15 protein-coding genes and 3 pseudogenes are annotated in these 17,050 nt (G+C 68.9%); 9 read left to right on the plus strand and 9 right to left on the minus strand.

Annotation, left to right across the window (positions count from 1 at the left end):
* The first annotated feature begins 83 nt into the window (after positions 1–83).
* The 4 genes from ACI2L3_RS37835 (at position 84) to crcB (ACI2L3_RS37850) (ending at position 2,974) form a co-directional block, all read left to right on the plus strand.
* Positions 84–284: a hypothetical protein gene (locus tag ACI2L3_RS37835; protein WP_404756998.1), complete on the plus strand. Its 201-nt coding sequence runs from the start codon at positions 84–86 to the stop codon at positions 282–284.
* Between the two features lie 45 nt (positions 285–329).
* Positions 330–1,436: a M20 family metallopeptidase gene (locus ACI2L3_RS37840; RefSeq protein ID WP_404756999.1), complete on the plus strand. Its 1,107-nt coding sequence runs from the start codon at positions 330–332 to the stop codon at positions 1,434–1,436.
* A 687-nt stretch (positions 1,437–2,123) separates the two neighbouring features.
* The gene (gene crcB, locus ACI2L3_RS37845; protein ID WP_404757013.1) at positions 2,124–2,603 is read left to right on the plus strand and encodes a fluoride efflux transporter CrcB; all 480 of its coding nucleotides are present in this window, start codon (positions 2,124–2,126) and stop codon (positions 2,601–2,603) included.
* Positions 2,600–2,974: a fluoride efflux transporter CrcB gene (crcB, locus tag ACI2L3_RS37850; protein ID WP_404757000.1), complete on the plus strand. Its 375-nt coding sequence runs from the start codon at positions 2,600–2,602 to the stop codon at positions 2,972–2,974. Before crcB (ACI2L3_RS37845) ends, crcB (ACI2L3_RS37850) begins: the two co-directional genes overlap by 4 nt.
* Positions 2,975–3,001: 27 nt before the next feature.
* Here crcB (ACI2L3_RS37850) and ACI2L3_RS37855 read toward each other — a convergent pair whose 3' ends face one another.
* Both ACI2L3_RS37855 and ACI2L3_RS37860 read right to left on the minus strand, forming a co-directional pair.
* Complete coding sequence (locus ACI2L3_RS37855; protein WP_404757001.1) at positions 3,002–3,931, minus strand: glycosyl hydrolase family 18 protein; 930 nt, start codon at positions 3,929–3,931, stop codon at positions 3,002–3,004.
* Positions 3,932–4,023: 92 nt separating this feature from the next.
* A complete protein-coding gene (locus ACI2L3_RS37860; RefSeq protein ID WP_404757002.1) occupies positions 4,024–4,395 on the minus strand; it encodes a tetratricopeptide repeat protein in 372 nt (123 codons plus the stop codon).
* A 170-nt stretch (positions 4,396–4,565) separates the two neighbouring features.
* Between ACI2L3_RS37860 and ACI2L3_RS37865 the strand changes: the two genes are divergently transcribed.
* Positions 4,566–5,531 carry a pirin family protein gene (locus ACI2L3_RS37865; RefSeq protein WP_404757003.1) on the plus strand — a complete coding sequence of 322 codons (966 nt, stop codon included), beginning with the start codon at positions 4,566–4,568 and terminating at the stop codon, positions 5,529–5,531.
* 891 nt (positions 5,532–6,422) lie between these two features.
* On the opposite strand, the pseudogene ACI2L3_RS37870 reads toward ACI2L3_RS37865, so the two are convergent.
* Together ACI2L3_RS37870 and ACI2L3_RS37875 are read right to left on the minus strand one after the other, a co-directional pair.
* Positions 6,423–6,577, minus strand: a pseudogene (locus tag ACI2L3_RS37870) (IS5/IS1182 family transposase); the annotation flags it as partial.
* Positions 6,578–6,667: 90 nt separating this feature from the next.
* Entirely contained in the window at positions 6,668–7,057 is a 390-nt protein-coding gene (locus ACI2L3_RS37875) for a hypothetical protein (RefSeq protein ID WP_404757004.1), read from the minus strand.
* A gap of 294 nt (positions 7,058–7,351) precedes the next feature.
* On the opposite strand from ACI2L3_RS37875, the pseudogene ACI2L3_RS37880 reads away from it, so the two are divergent.
* The 3 genes and pseudogenes from ACI2L3_RS37880 to ACI2L3_RS37890 all read left to right on the plus strand — a co-directional run.
* Positions 7,352–7,708, plus strand: a pseudogene (locus tag ACI2L3_RS37880) (hypothetical protein); the annotation flags it as partial.
* Positions 7,709–7,918: 210 nt separating this feature from the next.
* The gene (locus ACI2L3_RS37885; protein ID WP_404757005.1) at positions 7,919–9,199 is read left to right on the plus strand and encodes a DUF4157 domain-containing protein; all 1,281 of its coding nucleotides are present in this window, start codon (positions 7,919–7,921) and stop codon (positions 9,197–9,199) included.
* Positions 9,200–9,332: 133 nt separating this feature from the next.
* Positions 9,333–9,791 (plus strand): hypothetical protein, encoded by a 459-nt coding sequence (locus tag ACI2L3_RS37890; RefSeq protein WP_404757006.1) that lies wholly within the window; start codon positions 9,333–9,335, stop codon positions 9,789–9,791.
* 63 nt (positions 9,792–9,854) lie between these two features.
* Here ACI2L3_RS37890 and ACI2L3_RS37895 read toward each other — a convergent pair whose 3' ends face one another.
* The 5 genes from ACI2L3_RS37895 to ACI2L3_RS37915 form a co-directional block, all read right to left on the minus strand.
* Positions 9,855–10,673, minus strand: coding sequence for an IS5 family transposase (locus ACI2L3_RS37895; RefSeq protein WP_404757007.1), 819 nt, complete (start codon positions 10,671–10,673; stop codon positions 9,855–9,857).
* Positions 10,674–10,911: 238 nt separating this feature from the next.
* Entirely contained in the window at positions 10,912–11,640 is a 729-nt protein-coding gene (locus tag ACI2L3_RS37900; RefSeq protein ID WP_404757008.1) for a DUF6082 family protein, read from the minus strand.
* Between the two features lie 22 nt (positions 11,641–11,662).
* A complete protein-coding gene (locus tag ACI2L3_RS37905; protein WP_404757009.1) occupies positions 11,663–12,355 on the minus strand; it encodes a DUF6313 family protein in 693 nt (230 codons plus the stop codon).
* 181 nt (positions 12,356–12,536) lie between these two features.
* Positions 12,537–13,307, minus strand: coding sequence for a transposase (locus ACI2L3_RS37910; RefSeq protein WP_404757010.1), 771 nt, complete (start codon positions 13,305–13,307; stop codon positions 12,537–12,539).
* Between the two features lie 570 nt (positions 13,308–13,877).
* Positions 13,878–14,279, minus strand: coding sequence for a hypothetical protein (locus ACI2L3_RS37915; RefSeq protein ID WP_404757011.1), 402 nt, complete (start codon positions 14,277–14,279; stop codon positions 13,878–13,880).
* 663 nt (positions 14,280–14,942) lie between these two features.
* Here ACI2L3_RS37915 and ACI2L3_RS37920 point away from each other — a divergent pair.
* Positions 14,943–17,050, plus strand: a pseudogene (locus tag ACI2L3_RS37920) (hypothetical protein); the annotation flags it as partial.

Below are 17,050 nucleotides of genomic sequence, written 5' to 3' on the forward strand. Positions count from 1 at the left end.
GGGGGTTGGACCTCCCCCCCCGGCCCTTGCGGGCGCGGGGGCCCCTAATCGTGGGTCGGGGGGGGGGGGCCGCCACCAATTGGGTGGGGGCCCGCGCCGTCGGAATCGGCGTCGACGGCGTCAACTACCACCTGACACGGCTCTGCCGCCGGCTGCGGGCCCCGAACCGGACGGCGCTGGTGGCGCGTGCCTACGTACTCGGACTCCTGGACCCGGAGGCATGGCCGCCGGAGGTGGCGGGGCCCGCCCGACGCCGCGGCGGCGCCGCCGGGAGTAACTCCTGAACACCCGACGGGCCCCTCACCGGCCCGAAGTATTCTTGCCGCGTGATGACGCGCGAAGCAGCCGACGTGAACGTCGACGCGATGATCGACGACCTCAGAACTCTCGTCGAGGTCGAGTCGCCGTCGCGCGACCTCGACGCCTTGACGGAGTCGGCGAAAGCGGTCGCCGCAGTCATCGAAAGCCGACTCGGCGGGCAGGCAGCCTTCGTCCCGAGCGAAGCCGGGCCGCACGTCCACTGGTCGGGCGGCGGCGACCCGCGTGTGCTGATCCTCGGCCACCACGACACGGTGTTCCCGCTCGGCACCCTCGCACGCCGCCCGTTCACGGTCGAGGGCGGGCGCGCGACCGGCCCCGGCGTCTTCGACATGCTGGGCGGTCTGGTGCAGGCCGTGCACGGCCTGGCGGCGCTCGACGACCTGTCGGGCGTGGAGATCCTCGTGACCGCGGACGAAGAGGTCGGCTCCCGCTCCTCCCGCGCCCTCATCGAGGAACGCGCCCGCGCCTGCGGTGCGGTCCTCGTGTTCGAGGGCGCCGCTGACGGCGGCGCGCTGAAGACCGGCCGCAAAGGCTGCGGCGCGTTCCAGGTCTCCGTCGCGGGCCGCGCGTCGCACGCCGGGCTCGAACCCGAGGCGGGCGTCAACGCCTTGGTCGAAGCGGCCCATCAGGTCCTGGACATCGCGGCGCTCGGCCGCCCCGACATCGGCACGACCGTCACTCCGACCGTCGCGTCCGCGGGCACCGTGGACAACGTCGTTCCCGCCGAGGCGACCGTCGTCGTCGACGTCCGGGTCGAGTCGGCCGAGGAGAAGGAACGCGTCGAATCCGCTTTCGCGGCGCTGACCCCGCACCTCGAAGGGGCGGAGCTCACGGTCACGGGGTCCGTCGGCCGCCCGCCGATGCCCGAGTCGGCGGCGGCCGGGCTCTTCGCGATCGCGGAGCGGCTGCTCCCCGGCATCGGGAGCGCGGCGGTCGGCGGGGGCAGCGACGGCAACTTCACCGCCGCGATCGGGGTGCCGACGCTCGACGGCCTCGGAGCGGTCGGCGGCGGCGCGCACGCCGACCACGAGTACGTGCTGGTCGACACGATGGCCGAACGGGCACGCCTCGTAACCGGCCTGGTCCACGCGATCCGGAACGCCTCGGCGACCTAGGGTCTGTGCCGGAGGCCCCCGTCGTCCGCCTCACCCAGCCACTGCGCCGCCGCCACGATCAGTCGGGAACCGTGGCCGGAACGCCGTTCTCCAGCAGGCCCTCGGGGTCGAGGCCCTGGAACACGGCCGGGTCGAGGCCGCCGAAGTGCCGGAAGATCGATGGCGCTTGGAGAGCCGGCCCGAAAACTCCGAAGTCCTCGCTGCCGGTGAGCGTGTGAGGGAGCGTGAAGAAAGACCCTCCCTTGGCACATCACTTACAGCACGGACATGAGCGGCCGCCCGGCCGACGAGGACCTGGCGCTGGTGACCGCTCTCTGCGGCGACGGCCGGCTTGGCTACACCGAACTCGCCGCCCTGACGGGGATGAGCTTCCGCTGCGACCTCGCCCAGCCGCCGGCCGGACTGCGCACCATGGTGATCTACCGGGCGACCGTCCCGCACGCTCACCTCGAAACCACCGCAAGCGCGCCGGCCCACATGGAGCAGGTCTGCATGTGCGTCTCCGTCAGCGGCCCGCACCGTCGGCCTGCACTCGCCCAAGCGCATGGGCTGGCTCCTGGACGACGAGGGCCGCGCCACTCGCCGCGTCCCCCTGGGGCTGCCCGGCTGACGCGGCGAACCGGGCGCCCGGGTTGGCGCCGGGCGGGCCGGTCGATGCCGGGCCCGCCGATTATTGTGGAAACGGTGATGATCTTTTTCGGGCGGCGTCCGGCCCCCACTCGACGCCGCGTGCTGACGCGTCACGAGGGGCAGGTCGTCGCGGCGGTCGCCGTCGGCGGCGGTGCCGGCGCGGCGGCGCGGTACGCGGCGTCGCTGTGGTGGCCGGTGGTCCCCGACGGGTTTCCCTGGACGACCCTCGCGGTGAACGCCGTGGGCTGCGCGGCGATCGGCGTCCTCATGGTGCTGGTCACGGAGACGTGGACCGTCCACCCCTTGGTGCGGCCCTTCTTCGGCACGGGCGTCCTCGGCGGCTTCACCACGTTCTCGACGTACGCGGTGGACATCGAGCGCCTCCTCGGCGGCGGCCACGTCCGCACGGGCCTGACGTACCTCGCCCTGACGCCGCTCGCGGCGCTCGCGGCGGTCTGGAGCGCGACGTGGGGGACGCGGCGTGCGGTGACCCGCCGTGCGGTGACGCGCCGTGCGGCGCCGGGGAGGCGGCCGTGACCTGGCTGCTCGTCGTCACCGGCGGGATGATCGGCGCCCCGCTGCGCTATCTGACCGACCGCGCCGTGCAGGCCCGGTACGGCACGGCCTTCCCCTGGGGGACCCTCACCGTCAACGTCATCGGCAGCCTGATCCTCGGAGCACTCACCGGCGCGGTCACAGCGGGCGCCGCGTCGTCGCACGCCCAGCTCCTCCTCGGCACGGGATTGTGCGGGGCGCTGACGACATACTCGACCTTCTCGTACGAGACACTGCGGCTCGCCGAGAGCGGTGCGCGGCGACGCGCGGTGGCGAACGTGCTGGGGAGCGTGGCGGCGGGCCTCGGCGCGGCCTGTGCGGGGGTGGCCGCGGCCGAGGCCCTGTGGCTGTGAGCGGCGACGCGCCGCTCACCACCGGCCTCAGCGCTTGAGCGCCGAGGAGACCTCGGCCGCCCACTTCCAGGGCGCCGCCGTGCCGCCGGGCTCGGAGTTGAAGTACTCCCAGCCGGCCACGCCGCCGAAGCCGCGGTGCTTCGCGGAGAGCGAGCGCAGCGTCGACTTGAGCGTCGCCATGCCGACGAACCCGCTGCCGCCGTTGGCCGGCGAGGTCAGCGTGCCCGCCACCACCTTGCTCGCCGGAATCAGCCCGCGGGAGATGATGGCGTCGTAATCGGACGTCGACTTCATCGAACCCCAGCCGTTGTAGAACTGGGCGTTGAACCAGGCGATGTCACCGCCCCGGCTCCGGTAGAGCGCGTCGTAGTCGAAACCGGAGAGATTCCCGCCACCGCTCAACGCGCTGCCCACCGGCGCGAGCGTAATCAGGAAATCACTGCCGAAGTCGGCGCGCAGCGCACTGATGACACGCTCGATTCCCGCCAGCGACATCCGCTCTTCGACGTCGAGGTCGACACCGTCCAGCTCGTACTCGCGGATGAAGTCGCGCAACAGCGGGTAATACGTGTCGAATTCGGTGTCGAGCCGAGTGAAGCTGCCGGGCGCCGCGCCACCGATCATCGCCAGCACGTTCACGCCCTGGCCGCGCAGCGTCCGGAGGTCCCGCCACATCCGGTCGTACTTGGCCGCATGTGGCGGGTCGTCGTTCACGTGCACCGGGGCATAAGGCCCGTTGAGGTCGTTCAGATGCACGGCGGCCACCAGGACGTCCGTCACGCCGGTGTTGTTCCGGGTGAGGGCCAGCGGCGAGACGTACGTACCGTTCGCGTACTGCGTCTGGTAGTAAACGACCACACGTTTCCCCGCCGCCGCCGGTTTCCCCGCCGCCATGGCCGTACCGCCCGACGTGGCGGTGAACGCCAGTGCCGCGAGCAGGACGCTGCGCCTCTTCATGCTCATCTCTCCCCTGGGTCGAAGTCGCCGCAATTCTTACGGGGAGACGCGGAGAATCGCTAGGGAGAGACGGAACTAATGCGCATTAGTTTTCACGCCTGCGTGAAGTCCCCGTTCAGCGCGGCGGCCATACGCAGATGGGGTGCCGCGTCGTCCGGACGGTTCTGCCGTTCCAGCGTGCGGCCCAGCATGAGCCGGGCGTAGCTCTCGACCGGGTCGAGGTCGAGCACCTTGCGCAACGCCGCCTCGGCGCGCCCGAGTTGCGCCGAGTGGTAGTAGGCGCGGGCGAGCAGCAGCCGCGGGGCGACCTGCTCGGGCACCTCGTCGGCCAGGGCGTCGAGGATGCGTGCCGCGGTGGCGTACTCCTTGGCGTCGAAGAACTGCCGCGCACGCTCCCAGCGCTCTGCCGCGGTCCCGTGCGCGTAATAGGCCACGTCCACGCCCACACCCGTCTCCATCCCCATTCCCATCTCCCTCTCCATCGTCCGCCTCACTTGTCTGCCTCCTTCGCGACCTGAAACGACACCACGTAGTTGAATATTCCACGACTGCGTTGACTGCGTTGCGCCGCCACGTGAGCCGGTGGCGTACGGGCACCTGCCGCCCCGCGCCCCTCGGGGCTAGGTTGTGCGGCATGAGCAATCTTGATCGCGAGGCGGTTCCGACCCTGTGCGGCGGTCGCGGGTTCGTCGTCGCGGAACCGGTACGGGAACTCCTCAGCCCCCGCCGGGTCAAGCTCGGCGAGTCCACGGAAGTCCGTCGCCTGCTGCCGAATCTCGGCCGCCGCATGGTCGGCGCCTGGTGCTTCGTCGACCACTACGGCCCCGACGACATCGCCGACGAGCCCGGCATGCAGGTGCCGCCCCACCCGCACATGGGCCTGCAGACTGTCAGCTGGCTGCACGACGGGCAGGTGCTGCACCGCGACTCCACGGGCAGCCTGCGGACCATCCGCCCCCGCGAGCTGGGCCTGATGACCTCGGGCCGGGCCATCTCCCACTCCGAGGAGAGCCCGAAGTCCCACGCCCGCCTCCTCCACGGCGCACAGCTGTGGGTGGCCCTGCCCGACACCGACCGGCACACGGCCCCGCACTTCGAGCACCACGCGGACCTGCCGCGGATCGCCGCCCCCGGCCTGACCGCGACCCTGCTCCTGGGCACGCTGGACGGAGCGACCTCGCCAGGCACGACGTACACCCCCATCGTCGGCGCGGACCTGGCGCTGTCCGGCGGCACAGACGTACGCCTCCCGCTGGAACCGGACTTCGAGTACGCCGTCCTCTCCATGTCCGGCGAGGCCCACGTCGACGACGTACCAGTGCTCCCCGGCTCGATGCTCTACCTGGGCTGCGGCCGCACCGAACTCCCGCTGCGCGCGGAATCGGACGCGGCCCTGATGCTCCTGGGCGGCGAGCCCTTCGAGGAGGAGTTGGTGATGTGGTGGAACTTCGTGGGCCGCAGCCAGGAGGACATCGAGGCGGCCCGCACCGACTGGATGACGGGCTCCCGCTTCGGCGAGGTGAAGGGCTACGACGGCGCGCCACTGCCCGCCCCGGAACTTCCGCCGGTGGCGCTTAAGCCGCGGGGGAGGGTGCGCTGACCAGGGGGTATGTGTCTGGCGCTGATGGTCACCGATGTGTAGGGGGAAGGTTGTTGGCCTCTCGCGGTGGGAGCGTCGGGAGTGCTCGGTCGAGCTGCGACGGGACGGTCGCAGACGCGGGCTGCAACTCGCATGTGTCGGCACGTTTGACCAGGTCTAATCGGACGCTTGCTGACCCTTTGCTGACCTTACTGACGAGTAATCAGATCAGCTGCCCTCTGACGCGTGTGCTGGTGGGAGGCCCAGGATCGCCCGCGTCTCGAGCGGCAGTAGCGACTTGGCTTCGCTTACCGACCGTCTGATACTGACTAATCGAGGGCACTGGTTCATGACCCACGGCGGCGCCGCGGGCTTGGTCCCGTTTATGTGCGACGAAATATGGTCTGCGGCCTTACGCGAGAAGGCTCACGTCTGGTCACACGCAGGGGGGGCAGCGGGCCGCTCAGAATGCGGGGGAGCCGCGAAATGAATACTGATTTGACCGGCTGATGCCTTTCGCGCGGCAAGCGGTGTGGAATTACGTCGATGCCGTGAGCTTGAGGGTTGGAGGCGTTGAGCAGAGTGGTGATCCACGCGTTTGGGGTACCAGCAGGTTCTTCGTCTGCTGGCGGTACAGCAGCTGCACCCCGACTGACCAGGGAAAACGGCGCTTTGCAAGTCTTTCGCGCGGGGTTGGTCCGGAAATGGTCCGGATCTTGGCGGCCACGGCATCGGCGGCATGGGCCGGTTGCATAGTGAGAAGTCGTGGGAGCGATCGGGAGCAGGTAGGGCTGTCCCACGGGTAGTCCGTGCTGTGGGCTACGGCCGGTGGTCGTCGCAGAGCCATCCGGCGGGATAGAAGCGAGCGGGCGCCCCGCATGGTCGTACCCCAGCCCCGCACTCGCCCCGGTACGCCGCCAGCAGCGCCCGCTCAGCCAACGGCAGACACCAGGGACGGCCACCACCGGGCCGTTCCCACCCCGCTCCCGCACCACGTTCACCAGCTTCGCCAACCGGTCGATCCGCAAGCCCGTGAATCTCTCCACCCGACCCGGCCCAACCCGCAACTTGTCGCCCCGTGGTGACCGCCGACGGCTGGCACTCCGCCGCCGTCCATCGGCGGTGCCAGCGGTCCGACCGGGACCGGTATCCACGATCTACGGGATGAGGTCCGGCAGCCCCAATGTCTCGGCGGAACCGCGTAGCAGGTGCGAGGGAATCGGGCGATAGAGCTTCCGCCGGGCCTCGTAGTCGTCCGGTTCTTCCTGGTAGAGCTCCAGATTGCCGCCGATAGGGCGGGAGAACTGCACCTGGAGAGCGCCCAACTGTCCTGTGCTGCCGCGGGCGTTGAATCGGCATTCGGTGGTGTATTCGGGGAAGCGGGCGCAGGAGCAGTGCAGGCTGGTACCTGTGATGGCCAGGCCGCACTCCGGGGCGGTGAGCAGATCGATGTACCCCTGGTGAGGCAGGGGGGGGCGGGAACTTGCGGTTCGTGGATGTAGTCGATGATCCAGGTTTGACCCTTGTCCGGCGAGGGGTTGGTCCACGCCGTGGTGCTGAGTGGAACGCCAATGGTCCGCAGGAGGGGGCGCGCCGCAGTAGTCCGCTGCCCAACCACGCATCAGGGGTTCTGCGAGGATGCTGGCCGGGCAGCGGGGCCGCTGACGGTTCGCAGTAGGGCAGTTCGTCGGCGTGCCACTGGTCGGGGCTGCTGTCGTGGCAGTAGCGCATGCCTTCGGCTTCGGTCTCCTGCCGCTGCAGGTCCATCGCGGTGCTCCAGCATCGAGCGTGACAACGGGTCCAGCTCTGATGGGGGCTTGACGAGGGCGGCGTAGGCATTGGCCACGGTGAGCTTCGCCCGGATGGTCACCACTCAGGTGGCCGGCAGCGCGGAGCAGGCCGAGGAGCGCCTGACCGCCGCCCTGGCCGCGAGCCGGGCCGCCCGCAACCGGGTCGCCGACATGCTGCTGGAGGACGTGCAGGAGCACCCCAGGCAGTGGCAGTTGCACGGCGCGCTGCTCGCCGAGGTCGACCGGATCCTGGACGAGCAGGACCTCGACAAGCGCACCGAGCGCCTGATGCAGGAGCTGGACCGCCGCTCGGCGGAGCTCAGCGAGCGCCACCCGCGGTTCGCGGCACTGCGCCGCCGACTGCGCGGGGAGAGCGGCACGGAGCGCCGGTCAGCCGTGGAGACCTGAACCTCCCGCTGCCCGGGGCGACCGGTGCCACGCCCGCCGGACGACGGCCCCGGGTCGCCGACCATCAGCGGGGCAAGCAGGGAAAGTGGTGGGCGAGCGGCGCTCACGTTGCCTGTTCAGACACCGAACACTGCCCATCAGTACCTGGCACGGAGGGGCACGCGTCACGTATCCAGGGGGGACCCCGAGTCCGTCTCCCCGGAAGGCCCCATGCGCACCCGCGAGAACCCCAGCCCCGCCGACGAGAAGTCCAGCCGGGCACCGGCCCGCACCCCGGCGCCCGAAGGCGCGGCCGCCGGGGGCACCTCTCCCCAGGCGCTCGTGGCACTACAGGGCACGGCCGGGAACGCCGCGGTCGTCCAGATGCTCCGTCAGGCCGGCCACCTCGGGGCGCAGGAACAACACCAGCACGGCGCGGGCTGCGGACACCAGCAGGCGGTACCGGAGGTACAGAGGTCCGCCGTCCACGATGTCCTCCGCAGTGGCGGCCGGCCTCTCGACGAGTCCACCCGCGCCGACATGGAAGCCCGCCTCGGCACGGACTTCTCCGACGTCCGGCTGCACACCGGCAGTGCCGCGAAAGCGTCGGCCGCCGAGGTCGGCGCCCGCGCCTACACCTCCGGCAACCACGTCGTCATCGGCGACGGCGGCGGCGACAAGCACACCCTCGCCCACGAACTCACCCACGTCATCCAGCAACGTCAAGGGCCCGTGGCCGGCACTGACAACGGCGCGGGGCTTCGCGTCTCCGATCCGGGTGACCGGTTCGAGCGTGAGGCCGAGGCCAACGCCACCCGTGCGATGAGCGGGCCCGTGCAGCGGAAGTCGCCGGTGGGGGAGGACCGGTCCACCGGAGCACCTGCTGCCGCGGAGGTCCGGGTGCAGCGTGTCGCCACCCGGGGTGCCACCGGGAATCTGCCGCTCCTCGCTTGGGACAGGCACCCGCCGGTGTGGGGCACTCCTGCTTTCGGCCCCGTGAACCCGTACGGTGGGCCGCTGGCTCGCACAGGCGGATCCAGTGTCGCGGTCACCTTGGGGCCGAGTGTCAACGCGCCCGGGAACACCTACGGGGGTTCTCGTCCGGGGGCCGCCGAATGCACGCTCGTCAACGAGCTCAACCAGCGGGACGGCGACGGCTGGATCAAAGGCCACCTGTGGAACGACAACTTGGGCGGCCACGGGGTCTCGATCAACCTGACGCCCATGACGAACAGTACGAACCAGAACTTCAACCGCAGGTTCGAGGAGCCTCTGAAAGCGATGCTGCTCGCCTGCACACGCCACGCGCAGAACAACGCGGGAGCACCCTTCTGGTACGGCGTGACCTTTACCGTCCGCACCTATGGTCAGATGTCGAACAACCCGGCCGAACTGGAGTACCTCGTACCCGAAGGTGTCGAATACACCGCCAGCTACGTACAGATGGACAGGGTGACTCAGGCGGTCAGCCCGGTGGCGGCACCTGCGGGCTTCCCTCCCGTGATCACCTGACGGCCCGGGCCAGGTGTCCGACCGCTGGTGCGCGAGGCCCCGGACACATGGGGTCTGGCGGCCGAATGGGGCCGATGAGCGCCAAGCGAATACGTGCTTGTTTCGAACAACGAGACAAGGTCAGACGGAGGGTATGAGTGAATCGGCGAAGAACGGAAGCAGCCCTGTAGGTGACGCCACGACGGAAGGCAAGGCCGACCGGTCCAAGGCGGAGAGCGCCAAGGCCACGGGAAGCGCGGCCCGTTCCGCTTCCAAGGCCACCTCCGGAGCCGCCGCCAAGACCGGCTCCGCGGCCCGTGGCGTCAAGTCATCGGCCACCGAGGCCGGAGAAGGCGCGGCGGCGCTGAGCGCCACGCTCGGTGCGAAAACGAAGGCGAAGGCGAAGGCGGGGGGCGAACTGCTGTCCGCCGTACCGGGGAAGACGCTCCAAGCGGCAACGACGACGTGGACGCTGCTCAAGAACCGCAAGGCGATCGCGATGGGCGTCGGCAGCGGCGCCGTCGCCATGCTGGCCGGTGCCTACGCACTGGGAGGCGCCAACGTGAGGCGTGGCCAGGGCCCCCTGACCCGCGCCACGCGCGGAGTCCTCTGAACGGTCACCGTCACGACTGAGCCCCTGGTACCGCCCGCCGGCGGTGCCAGGGGCTCAGAGGTGCTAACAAAGGCGTTGGACGTGGCGGTGGGTGATGAGGCAGGCGGCGAGGCCGAGGAAGGCTTCGTGGATGTCGTCGCGTCGTTCCCAGCGGATCCGTAGGCGGCGGAAGCCGTGCAGCCAGGAGATCGTCCGTTCCACGACCCAGCGAAAGATGCCCAGGCCGGTGCCGTGAGGCTGGCCGCGTTCGGCGATCGCTGGGCGGATACCGCGGGCTCGCAGCAGGCGTCGGTACTTGTCATGGTCGTAGCCGCGGTCGGCGAAGAGCATGTCCGGCCGACGCCGTGGCCGACCAACGAGACCGGCCACGGCCGGGATCTTGTCGAGCAGAGGCAGAAGTTGGGTGACGTCGTTGCGGTGCCCGCCGGTCAGCGAGACCGCGAGCGGGATGCCCTGCCCGTCGGTGAGAACGTGGTGCTTGCTGCCCGGCCGCGCACGGTCGACCGGGCTGGGCCCACTTTTGGGCCTCGCCGAGCGGCCCGCACGTGCGAGGAATCGATCACCGCCCGCGACCAGTCCAACTGGTCGGTCGACCGCAGCTTCTTCAGCAGCGCGACGTGTAGCTGGTCCCAGACGCCTGCCTCGTTCCAGGCGGCCAGGCGCCGCCAGCAGGTCATGCCCCGAGCCGAAACCCAACTCCTGCGGCAGGTACTCCCATTGGATACCGGTGTAGAGAACGAACAAGATCCCGCACAATGCCTGCCGGTCCGGCACCTGCGGTCTGCCCTCTACCTTCTTCGGACCTGGCTTCGGCAGCAACGGCTCGATCAGCGACCACAGTTCGTCCGACACGATCCACGGCCGCGACTGACGGATTCCCATACCCACACCTACGTACAGACGAGCCGTCAGTCTCATGATCAGCAGCTTTTGTTAGTGCCAGTATGAGCCTGTGTCAGATCCTGCGATTCCAAGGCGTTCTGTGCCTCGTGCGGAGAAGGCTCGATGCCGTCTGGAGTCCTCTGCGGGGTCTTGCATCCTGGCACCCCGTGTAATCCGTGCCGGGGGTTGGTGCGTTGTGGGGCACGCGCCGTCTTTGGCCGAGATGGAGATCCTGCGGTCAGAAGTCCTGCTCGCCGGGGGGCCGCCCAACGATCCACCACTCGTCGTATTCGGCTTCCTCGAGATCTTGGACCAGGCTGTCGATCATGTGGGCTACTTCTGCCTCCGGGCTGTCGGCCGTCAGGCCGGCCCGCTCACCGCGGGTGGCATACCAGTAGTCCCGTACGACGGGATTTTGCAGGAAGGCCCGCACCTGCACGAACAGGTCCTTCCACGGCACGGCGCCGGTGGCCCACGACAGGACCATGTTTTCGTACACCGCCCGCACGTAGAGGAACTGGCGACGGCGCTCTGGTGTCATGGGTGCCCCGAGGCCAGCATCGCCAAGGAACACGGTCTCTGCGAGGTCCGGGTCGTTCATGGCCCGGGACAACAGTTCCATGCGGCGCTGACCAGCCGCGATCAAGGCCTCCTGTCGGCGGGCCTCGCGCCGTTCGTCCTCCTCCCTGCGCCGTCGGAACGGCGACCATGGGCGCCGCCTGGAGTCGGGGCGGCGCTCACGGGTGCCCCCGGAGCGGGGCGTCGCGATAGGCGGTTCCTCGACGGGCAGGAGCTGACCCCGGAAGCGGGCCGCAAAGGCTCGCGCATCAGCTTCCGTTGGCTCACGGCGCAGTGCGACATCCGCTGTGGCACGAGCGGCGTCTTGGATCACGCTGTAGGAGGCCTCCGGGAATGAGGTGCCGAGCATCCGCTCGACGACCCGGTCGGCCGACTCCGTGGGCGCCATGAGACCACCGTAGCGGTCAGCGCTACACGCGGCGGTTTTGATCGCACACGAAGCACCGGTCCAGCTGGGCTGCGTTGAATGCGGCTGCACGCGCGAGCCGTTCCGCCTCAGCTGCGGCTACCGCGGGCGTGAGGCCTTCAAGCCGCGCCCAGTTGTCCGCAACGAACTCAACGGTGGTGCTCCAGTGCTCCTCAGCCATCTCGCGGTTCCTGGCGTGCGGGCCATTGACGTACCGCTCGGCAAATCGGCGCCCTTCCCCACCCTCGGCCTCCAGCTCGACGAGCGAGCGGATGCGGAGCCCCTTGTCGCGGCCGGGTTCCGGCGTCGCGGGCTGCTCCGGGTTTGCTACCCGCTCGTGGACCTCCTCTTCTGACAGCGGCCGACGAGCATCAATCTGGCGGCCCAGAAAGTAGCCCGCGGCGCCACCGATGATCGCAGGCACGAGCAGCCAACCGGACAGGCTCAACACATAGGCGAAAGCCGAGTTCCCGCTCTGGCCTGGAGCCGTCAGGCCGACGAGAATTTCGTACGCTGCTCGCCATCCGAGGAACGTGCCCCCTGCCACATACAGCAGCCCGAAGGTCAGTAGCCACCAGGGGGCTCCAGTGAGGAGCCAGTGCGCTGCCTGGTTAAGGAAGGATCGCGCGCCCATCCGGTTCCGCAGCCGCTGCCAGAGGCTGACGCCCGACGGGGTGGGCGGGTCCGGGGTCGACATGCCGTCAAGGTAGCGCTGCTGGCGCAGAATTGAGCCTCGAATACGCGAGCTGACACCGACCTGACCAGCTGTGCGTGCTGGCCCCAGACGCCTACGTCGGCCGCTGCCCGTGCTCCTTCTCCTAAAGGGTGTTGCAGAAGGTTGGGCTCGGGTGGGCCGGAGTTGTACTTGCCCTGCGGTTTCACCCTGCCAGGGCGAGGTTGTGCATGGTGGCGACGGCTTGGACGGCGTGGTGGAGGCCGTCGCCCCTCTGGCGGCAGTCGCGGAGGATCTTCCAGTTCTTCATGCGGGCGAAGGTGTGCTCGACGCGGGCACGGACCCGGCGGTGTTCGGCGTTGTCTTCCTCCTGACCGCGCAGGAGGGGGCGTCCGGCTCGTCGGCGATGCGGGACGATCAGGCCGGTGCCCAGGTAGGCGCCGTCCGCGATGACCGTCGTCCCGGCTGCCGCGGCGGGCAGGTCTGACTCCCGCCAGACGTGGGCATCGGCCTTGTTCCCGGGCGCCGGCCGAGCCGAGGCGACGACCAGGCGGGTGTCAGCGTCGATGATGACCTGCACGTTTGCCGAGAAGCGGTAGTTGCGGGAGGAAGCGCCGACCTGCCGGTCCCGGACTGGAATGAGAGTGCCGTCCACGATCCACAAACGCTCGACGTCCGCAACGGGCTGCGGCGCCGGCTCCAGCGCGAGTAAGGGCCGCAGGCGCTGGATGACCCGGCAGACCGTCGCCGGAGAGATCCCGAACAGCGGGGCGAGCTGCCGCATCGTGAGGTTCGTGCGGTAGTACACCGCCACCAGCAAAACCCGGTCCGCCAGCGGCAGGTGCCACGGCCGGCCACCACCGGGCCCGTTCCCTCCCCGTTCCCGCACCACCTTCACCAGCCTCGCGAACCGGCCCATACGCAAGCCCGTGAACGTCTCCACCCACACCGGCTCAGCCCGCAACACCCCACCCATACCGGCAAAATGCCCGGAACCGAGCCTTCTGCAACACCCTTTAGTTGAGTCGGCACCGCCGGGCTGGACGCCGCCTCCTCCGATCCCTCCTGCCAACCCATAGGAGCCGATCGGGAAGTAGCTGCTCGGGAGTGGCTCAGCAGTTCGCGGAGTTCGAGGCGGCTCGCTGCGGCGCGGAGACCGACGCGGCGCGCAGAAGACAAGCACGGCACACGGTAGTACGAGCGGACCAGATCGAAGGGCGTCGGCTCCCACCAGGAGCAGACGCCCTTCGACATACCCAGTCAGCGCCTCCAGCGGCGCGGAACGGGCGCCGCAAGCTGAAGAGCCGGCCCTTGGAGCGAAACGCAGGGAAGGGACGCTGGCGCTCGAACAGTTCGAACGTCGGGCTCGACGAACTCTCCGCGTGCTGCAAGGCGGAAGGCTTCCGCCAGGTACCTGTGCTGGAACCCCGCTCGGGCGGGGCGCGCAAGGCCCGATTCGACTCGTCACTGACGCGCTTGACCAGCTACTTCGCTACACGGATGCCGACACTGAGCCTTTGCCAACCTCACGTTGAGGCCGCGATGATCAGTTGTGGTGTTCGGCCCTGCTGTTGGAGATCGCTCGGAATAGCTCGCGAGCCCGCTCGCAGAAGTGCTCGACCTCCGTGATGTCCGGCTCGTTACCGTCGGCCAGCATCCGGGCCTGGAGCTGCTCGGAGCGCAGCCCGCCGTAGCGGGCCCGCACCTCGGCGGTCACCGGCTGGACCGCGATGTGCAGGTGCTTGCGCGCGTCGCGGCCATGCGACCACATACAGACGTAGGTCTGCTCGGGCCGGCACAACGTCTCCACGACACGAGCGGTATCGCGCAGCAAAGGGCCGAGTTCCGCCGCTGCCGTGTCGTCGAGATCCGCGATGGCCACGACGTGCTCGCGCGGACCGACGATCAAGGTGCCGAGATTCATCGGACCGACCACGTGGTTCACCACCCACGCAGCAGTCTCGTGCAGAACACCCCCGGGCAGCTCCCGGCGCCCGGTCAGAAGGTCACACCCAAGACACCCCGCCACATCCACGCGCACCAGCCTATACAGAGCTCGCAGCGATGATGTCGACCATCAACTTGGCTGTTGAATCCTTCAGTTGGTCGGCTCAGCCACGATAGCGATCACGCGTGCCTCTATGTGCCGTCGTCGCCGTCAATACTGGCGTCACCCCCCTGAACGGCGGCGTCCTAACGGCGGCTTTCACGACCGCCATTGCCCCTCCTTCGACATGCCCGCCGAGCTGCTCTCAGGCAGCTGCCTGCCGCGCTCTACGCCGCGCTGGCCCGTGCATAGCCCATGGCGACAGGGATGCCCACCAGATCAGCGGGAGCGAGATGGGCGACCGCCCTGCGCAGCTCACCCAGCCTGCCGCCTGCGGGGCACCCGTGGCGAGACGCTCCGACACCTCATGCAGATGCGAGGAACGCTGCCCGGCGATCAGGTAGTTGCCGTGGTTCACCCGACCGTGAGTTGGTCCAGACCAAGGAGGTAGAGTCCCATGCCTGGTGCCGGACATAAGTTCGACATCAGGACAACCGAACAGGAACACAGCAAGTGAAGTACCGGGTATCGGGCGCCTTCACCATGAGGCGCACCTCCCTAGCCATGACCATAGCCATAGCAACGCTCCTCGGTACCGGAGCACAGACGGCGATCGCCCTCGACACCGTCAGCGCGACCGCAGCCGACGAGAAGCCGTCGGCGACACCACCCCACGTGTTCGGCGCACCCGGCGCAGCAGGGCGGGCCGCAAACGGGATACCGAACACCCCCAAGGGACCCGAGGTCGGGCCGCCGTTCACGCAGACCTCCGGCGTGTGGCAGACCAACACTGAAACGCCCACCCTGCGTAACACGGTCATCGACCCGGACGGCGACACCGCGACCTCCACGTTCGAAGTCTGGACCGCAGACGCCGCGTGGAAGCCGGTCTCCAAGGTCAACCTGAGCGACACCAACCAGTACGGCGTCCTCGTTTCCGGATACGTGGCCTCCGGCAAGCCCACCTCGGTCGACGTCCCCAAGGGCAAACTGAAGAACGGCGTCTCCTACCTCGTCCGCTCTTCCGCCTACGACGGCAAGGCGTACGAGTCCGACTGGTCACCGTGGTCCAAGTTCAAGGTCGCAGTACCGGTCGTGGAGAAGCCGGCCAAGCCGACCAGTGTCGCCAACAACGGTAAACCGGGCGAGTTCACCGTCAACCTGCCCGCCGGCCACAAGGCGAAGTGGGTGGAATGGCAGCTCGACGGTGCCGCGTGGAAGCGCGTTGACGCCGTCGGCAAGACGTCGGTGACGTTCGACACCGGTCTGCGTTCCGCCGACACCGGCCTGCGTTCCGCGGTCGCCCGCGCCTCGCACACACTGAACGTCCGCACCGCCAACGATGGCGGAGCATCCGACGCCGTCAGCGTGGCGTTCAGCGGAAACGGCACCAACAGCGGTGGCGATTACTCCGTCGACCTCAAGCTCCCCGATCCGGATACGAACAGCCCGAACCCGGACCAGTCGGCACAGGTCCCCACCGGCCTGATCACCCGACCCCTCGGAGCCCCCGTCTCCAACAGCCCGACGGCGAGGAAGACCCCGCTCAAGGAGCAGTGCGGCCCGGTCGACAAGAACGGCGCCCAGGCATGCTTCGGCCCGTCCCTCACGTTCGACGAACTGCCCCCCGAGGTCCAGCAGAAGCTGAAGGAACAGCAGAAGCGGGTCAAGGAGAAGGCCGCACGCGCGCCGGGACCCCGAGCCGCCAATGGCATGACCGACTGGTGCGCCACCAACCCATCGGGTCAGAGCAGGGCCGCCTTCGCGACCCGCACTGTCGAGTGCGAGAGCAAGACGCTCCCCGCCTACTACAAGATGGACGGCAAGCCGTACGCCACCGCGTACTTCAGCATGACCCGCGAAATCTCGCTGGACGGCACCACCACCTGGACGCAGCGCGTCAACATCAAGCCCGTCCTCATCTCGCCGCTGTTCCGGGCCATCGAGATGGTCATGAAGGACCAGTTCTGCACCGGCCATACGCAGTGCAAGGACCCCGGCAAGGCGCCGTATGAGGACTGGGACGGCAAGCCGCTGTGGACGTCGGCCGCCGACACCCACGAAGCCAACCTCAAGACCACGTTCACCTGGGACGACACAGAGAAGGAGCGGACCTTCGACTTCCGCACCGACTTCCGCATCGACGGAATCCTCCAGGCCGGCAACATGCCCGGCCTCCAGGACGTCGGCTACCAGTGGGGCATGGACGACCCGTCCGACCTCGAAATGATCCGCTGCGACACGAAGAAGACCTTCGGCAAGAGCGGCTGCATCTTCGTCAACGTCGCCCCCACGTACACGTTCAACGCGGCCAAGTTCCCGCAGGCCGCAGCACACGCCTGGCTGCTGCAGGAGAAGCTGCCGAACACCATGGGCGTGAAGACCCGTAACACGCCGCTCTACTACCTGCCAGGTGGCCGCAACGGCAAGAACCGCGCCGTGGTCTGCGACGAAGACAGCTGGGCCAACAAGTACGGCGACCTGGGCGCGATGCAGGATGCGACCGACAAGCCCAACTGCGACGAGTTCGCGTTCAACGCCTCGTACAACAGCGCCGGCCAGCCCAAGAGCGAGGATGGCCTCAACCCGGTGGCTTCCGGCTCCGAGTGCGTGCAGACCTTTGCGAAGAAGCAGGCCGACGGCGTGCACCTGCTCAACATCGACGGGATGAA

Origin of the sequence: Streptomyces sp. NPDC029674 (genome assembly GCF_044903205.1) — a bacterium.
GTDB lineage: Bacteria > Actinomycetota > Actinomycetes > Streptomycetales > Streptomycetaceae > Streptomyces.

Coding starts and splice junctions, on each gene's coding strand:
- ACI2L3_RS37840 (WP_404756999.1), top strand. CDS start 330: ATGACGCGCGAAGCAGCCGACGTGAACGTCGACGCGATGATCGACGAC.
- crcB (WP_404757013.1), top strand. CDS start 2,124: ATGATCTTTTTCGGGCGGCGTCCGGCCCCCACTCGACGCCGCGTGCTG.
- ACI2L3_RS37855 (WP_404757001.1), bottom strand. CDS start 3,931: ATGAAGAGGCGCAGCGTCCTGCTCGCGGCACTGGCGTTCACCGCCACG.
- ACI2L3_RS37860 (WP_404757002.1), bottom strand. CDS start 4,395: ATGGGGATGGAGACGGGTGTGGGCGTGGACGTGGCCTATTACGCGCAC.
- ACI2L3_RS37865 (WP_404757003.1), top strand. CDS start 4,566: ATGAGCAATCTTGATCGCGAGGCGGTTCCGACCCTGTGCGGCGGTCGC.
- ACI2L3_RS37885 (WP_404757005.1), top strand. CDS start 7,919: ATGCGCACCCGCGAGAACCCCAGCCCCGCCGACGAGAAGTCCAGCCGG.
- ACI2L3_RS37890 (WP_404757006.1), top strand. CDS start 9,333: ATGAGTGAATCGGCGAAGAACGGAAGCAGCCCTGTAGGTGACGCCACG.
- ACI2L3_RS37895 (WP_404757007.1), bottom strand. CDS start 10,673: ATGGGAATCCGTCAGTCGCGGCCGTGGATCGTGTCGGACGAACTGTGG.
- ACI2L3_RS37900 (WP_404757008.1), bottom strand. CDS start 11,640: ATGGCGCCCACGGAGTCGGCCGACCGGGTCGTCGAGCGGATGCTCGGC.
- ACI2L3_RS37905 (WP_404757009.1), bottom strand. CDS start 12,355: ATGTCGACCCCGGACCCGCCCACCCCGTCGGGCGTCAGCCTCTGGCAG.
- ACI2L3_RS37910 (WP_404757010.1), bottom strand. CDS start 13,307: ATGGGTGGGGTGTTGCGGGCTGAGCCGGTGTGGGTGGAGACGTTCACG.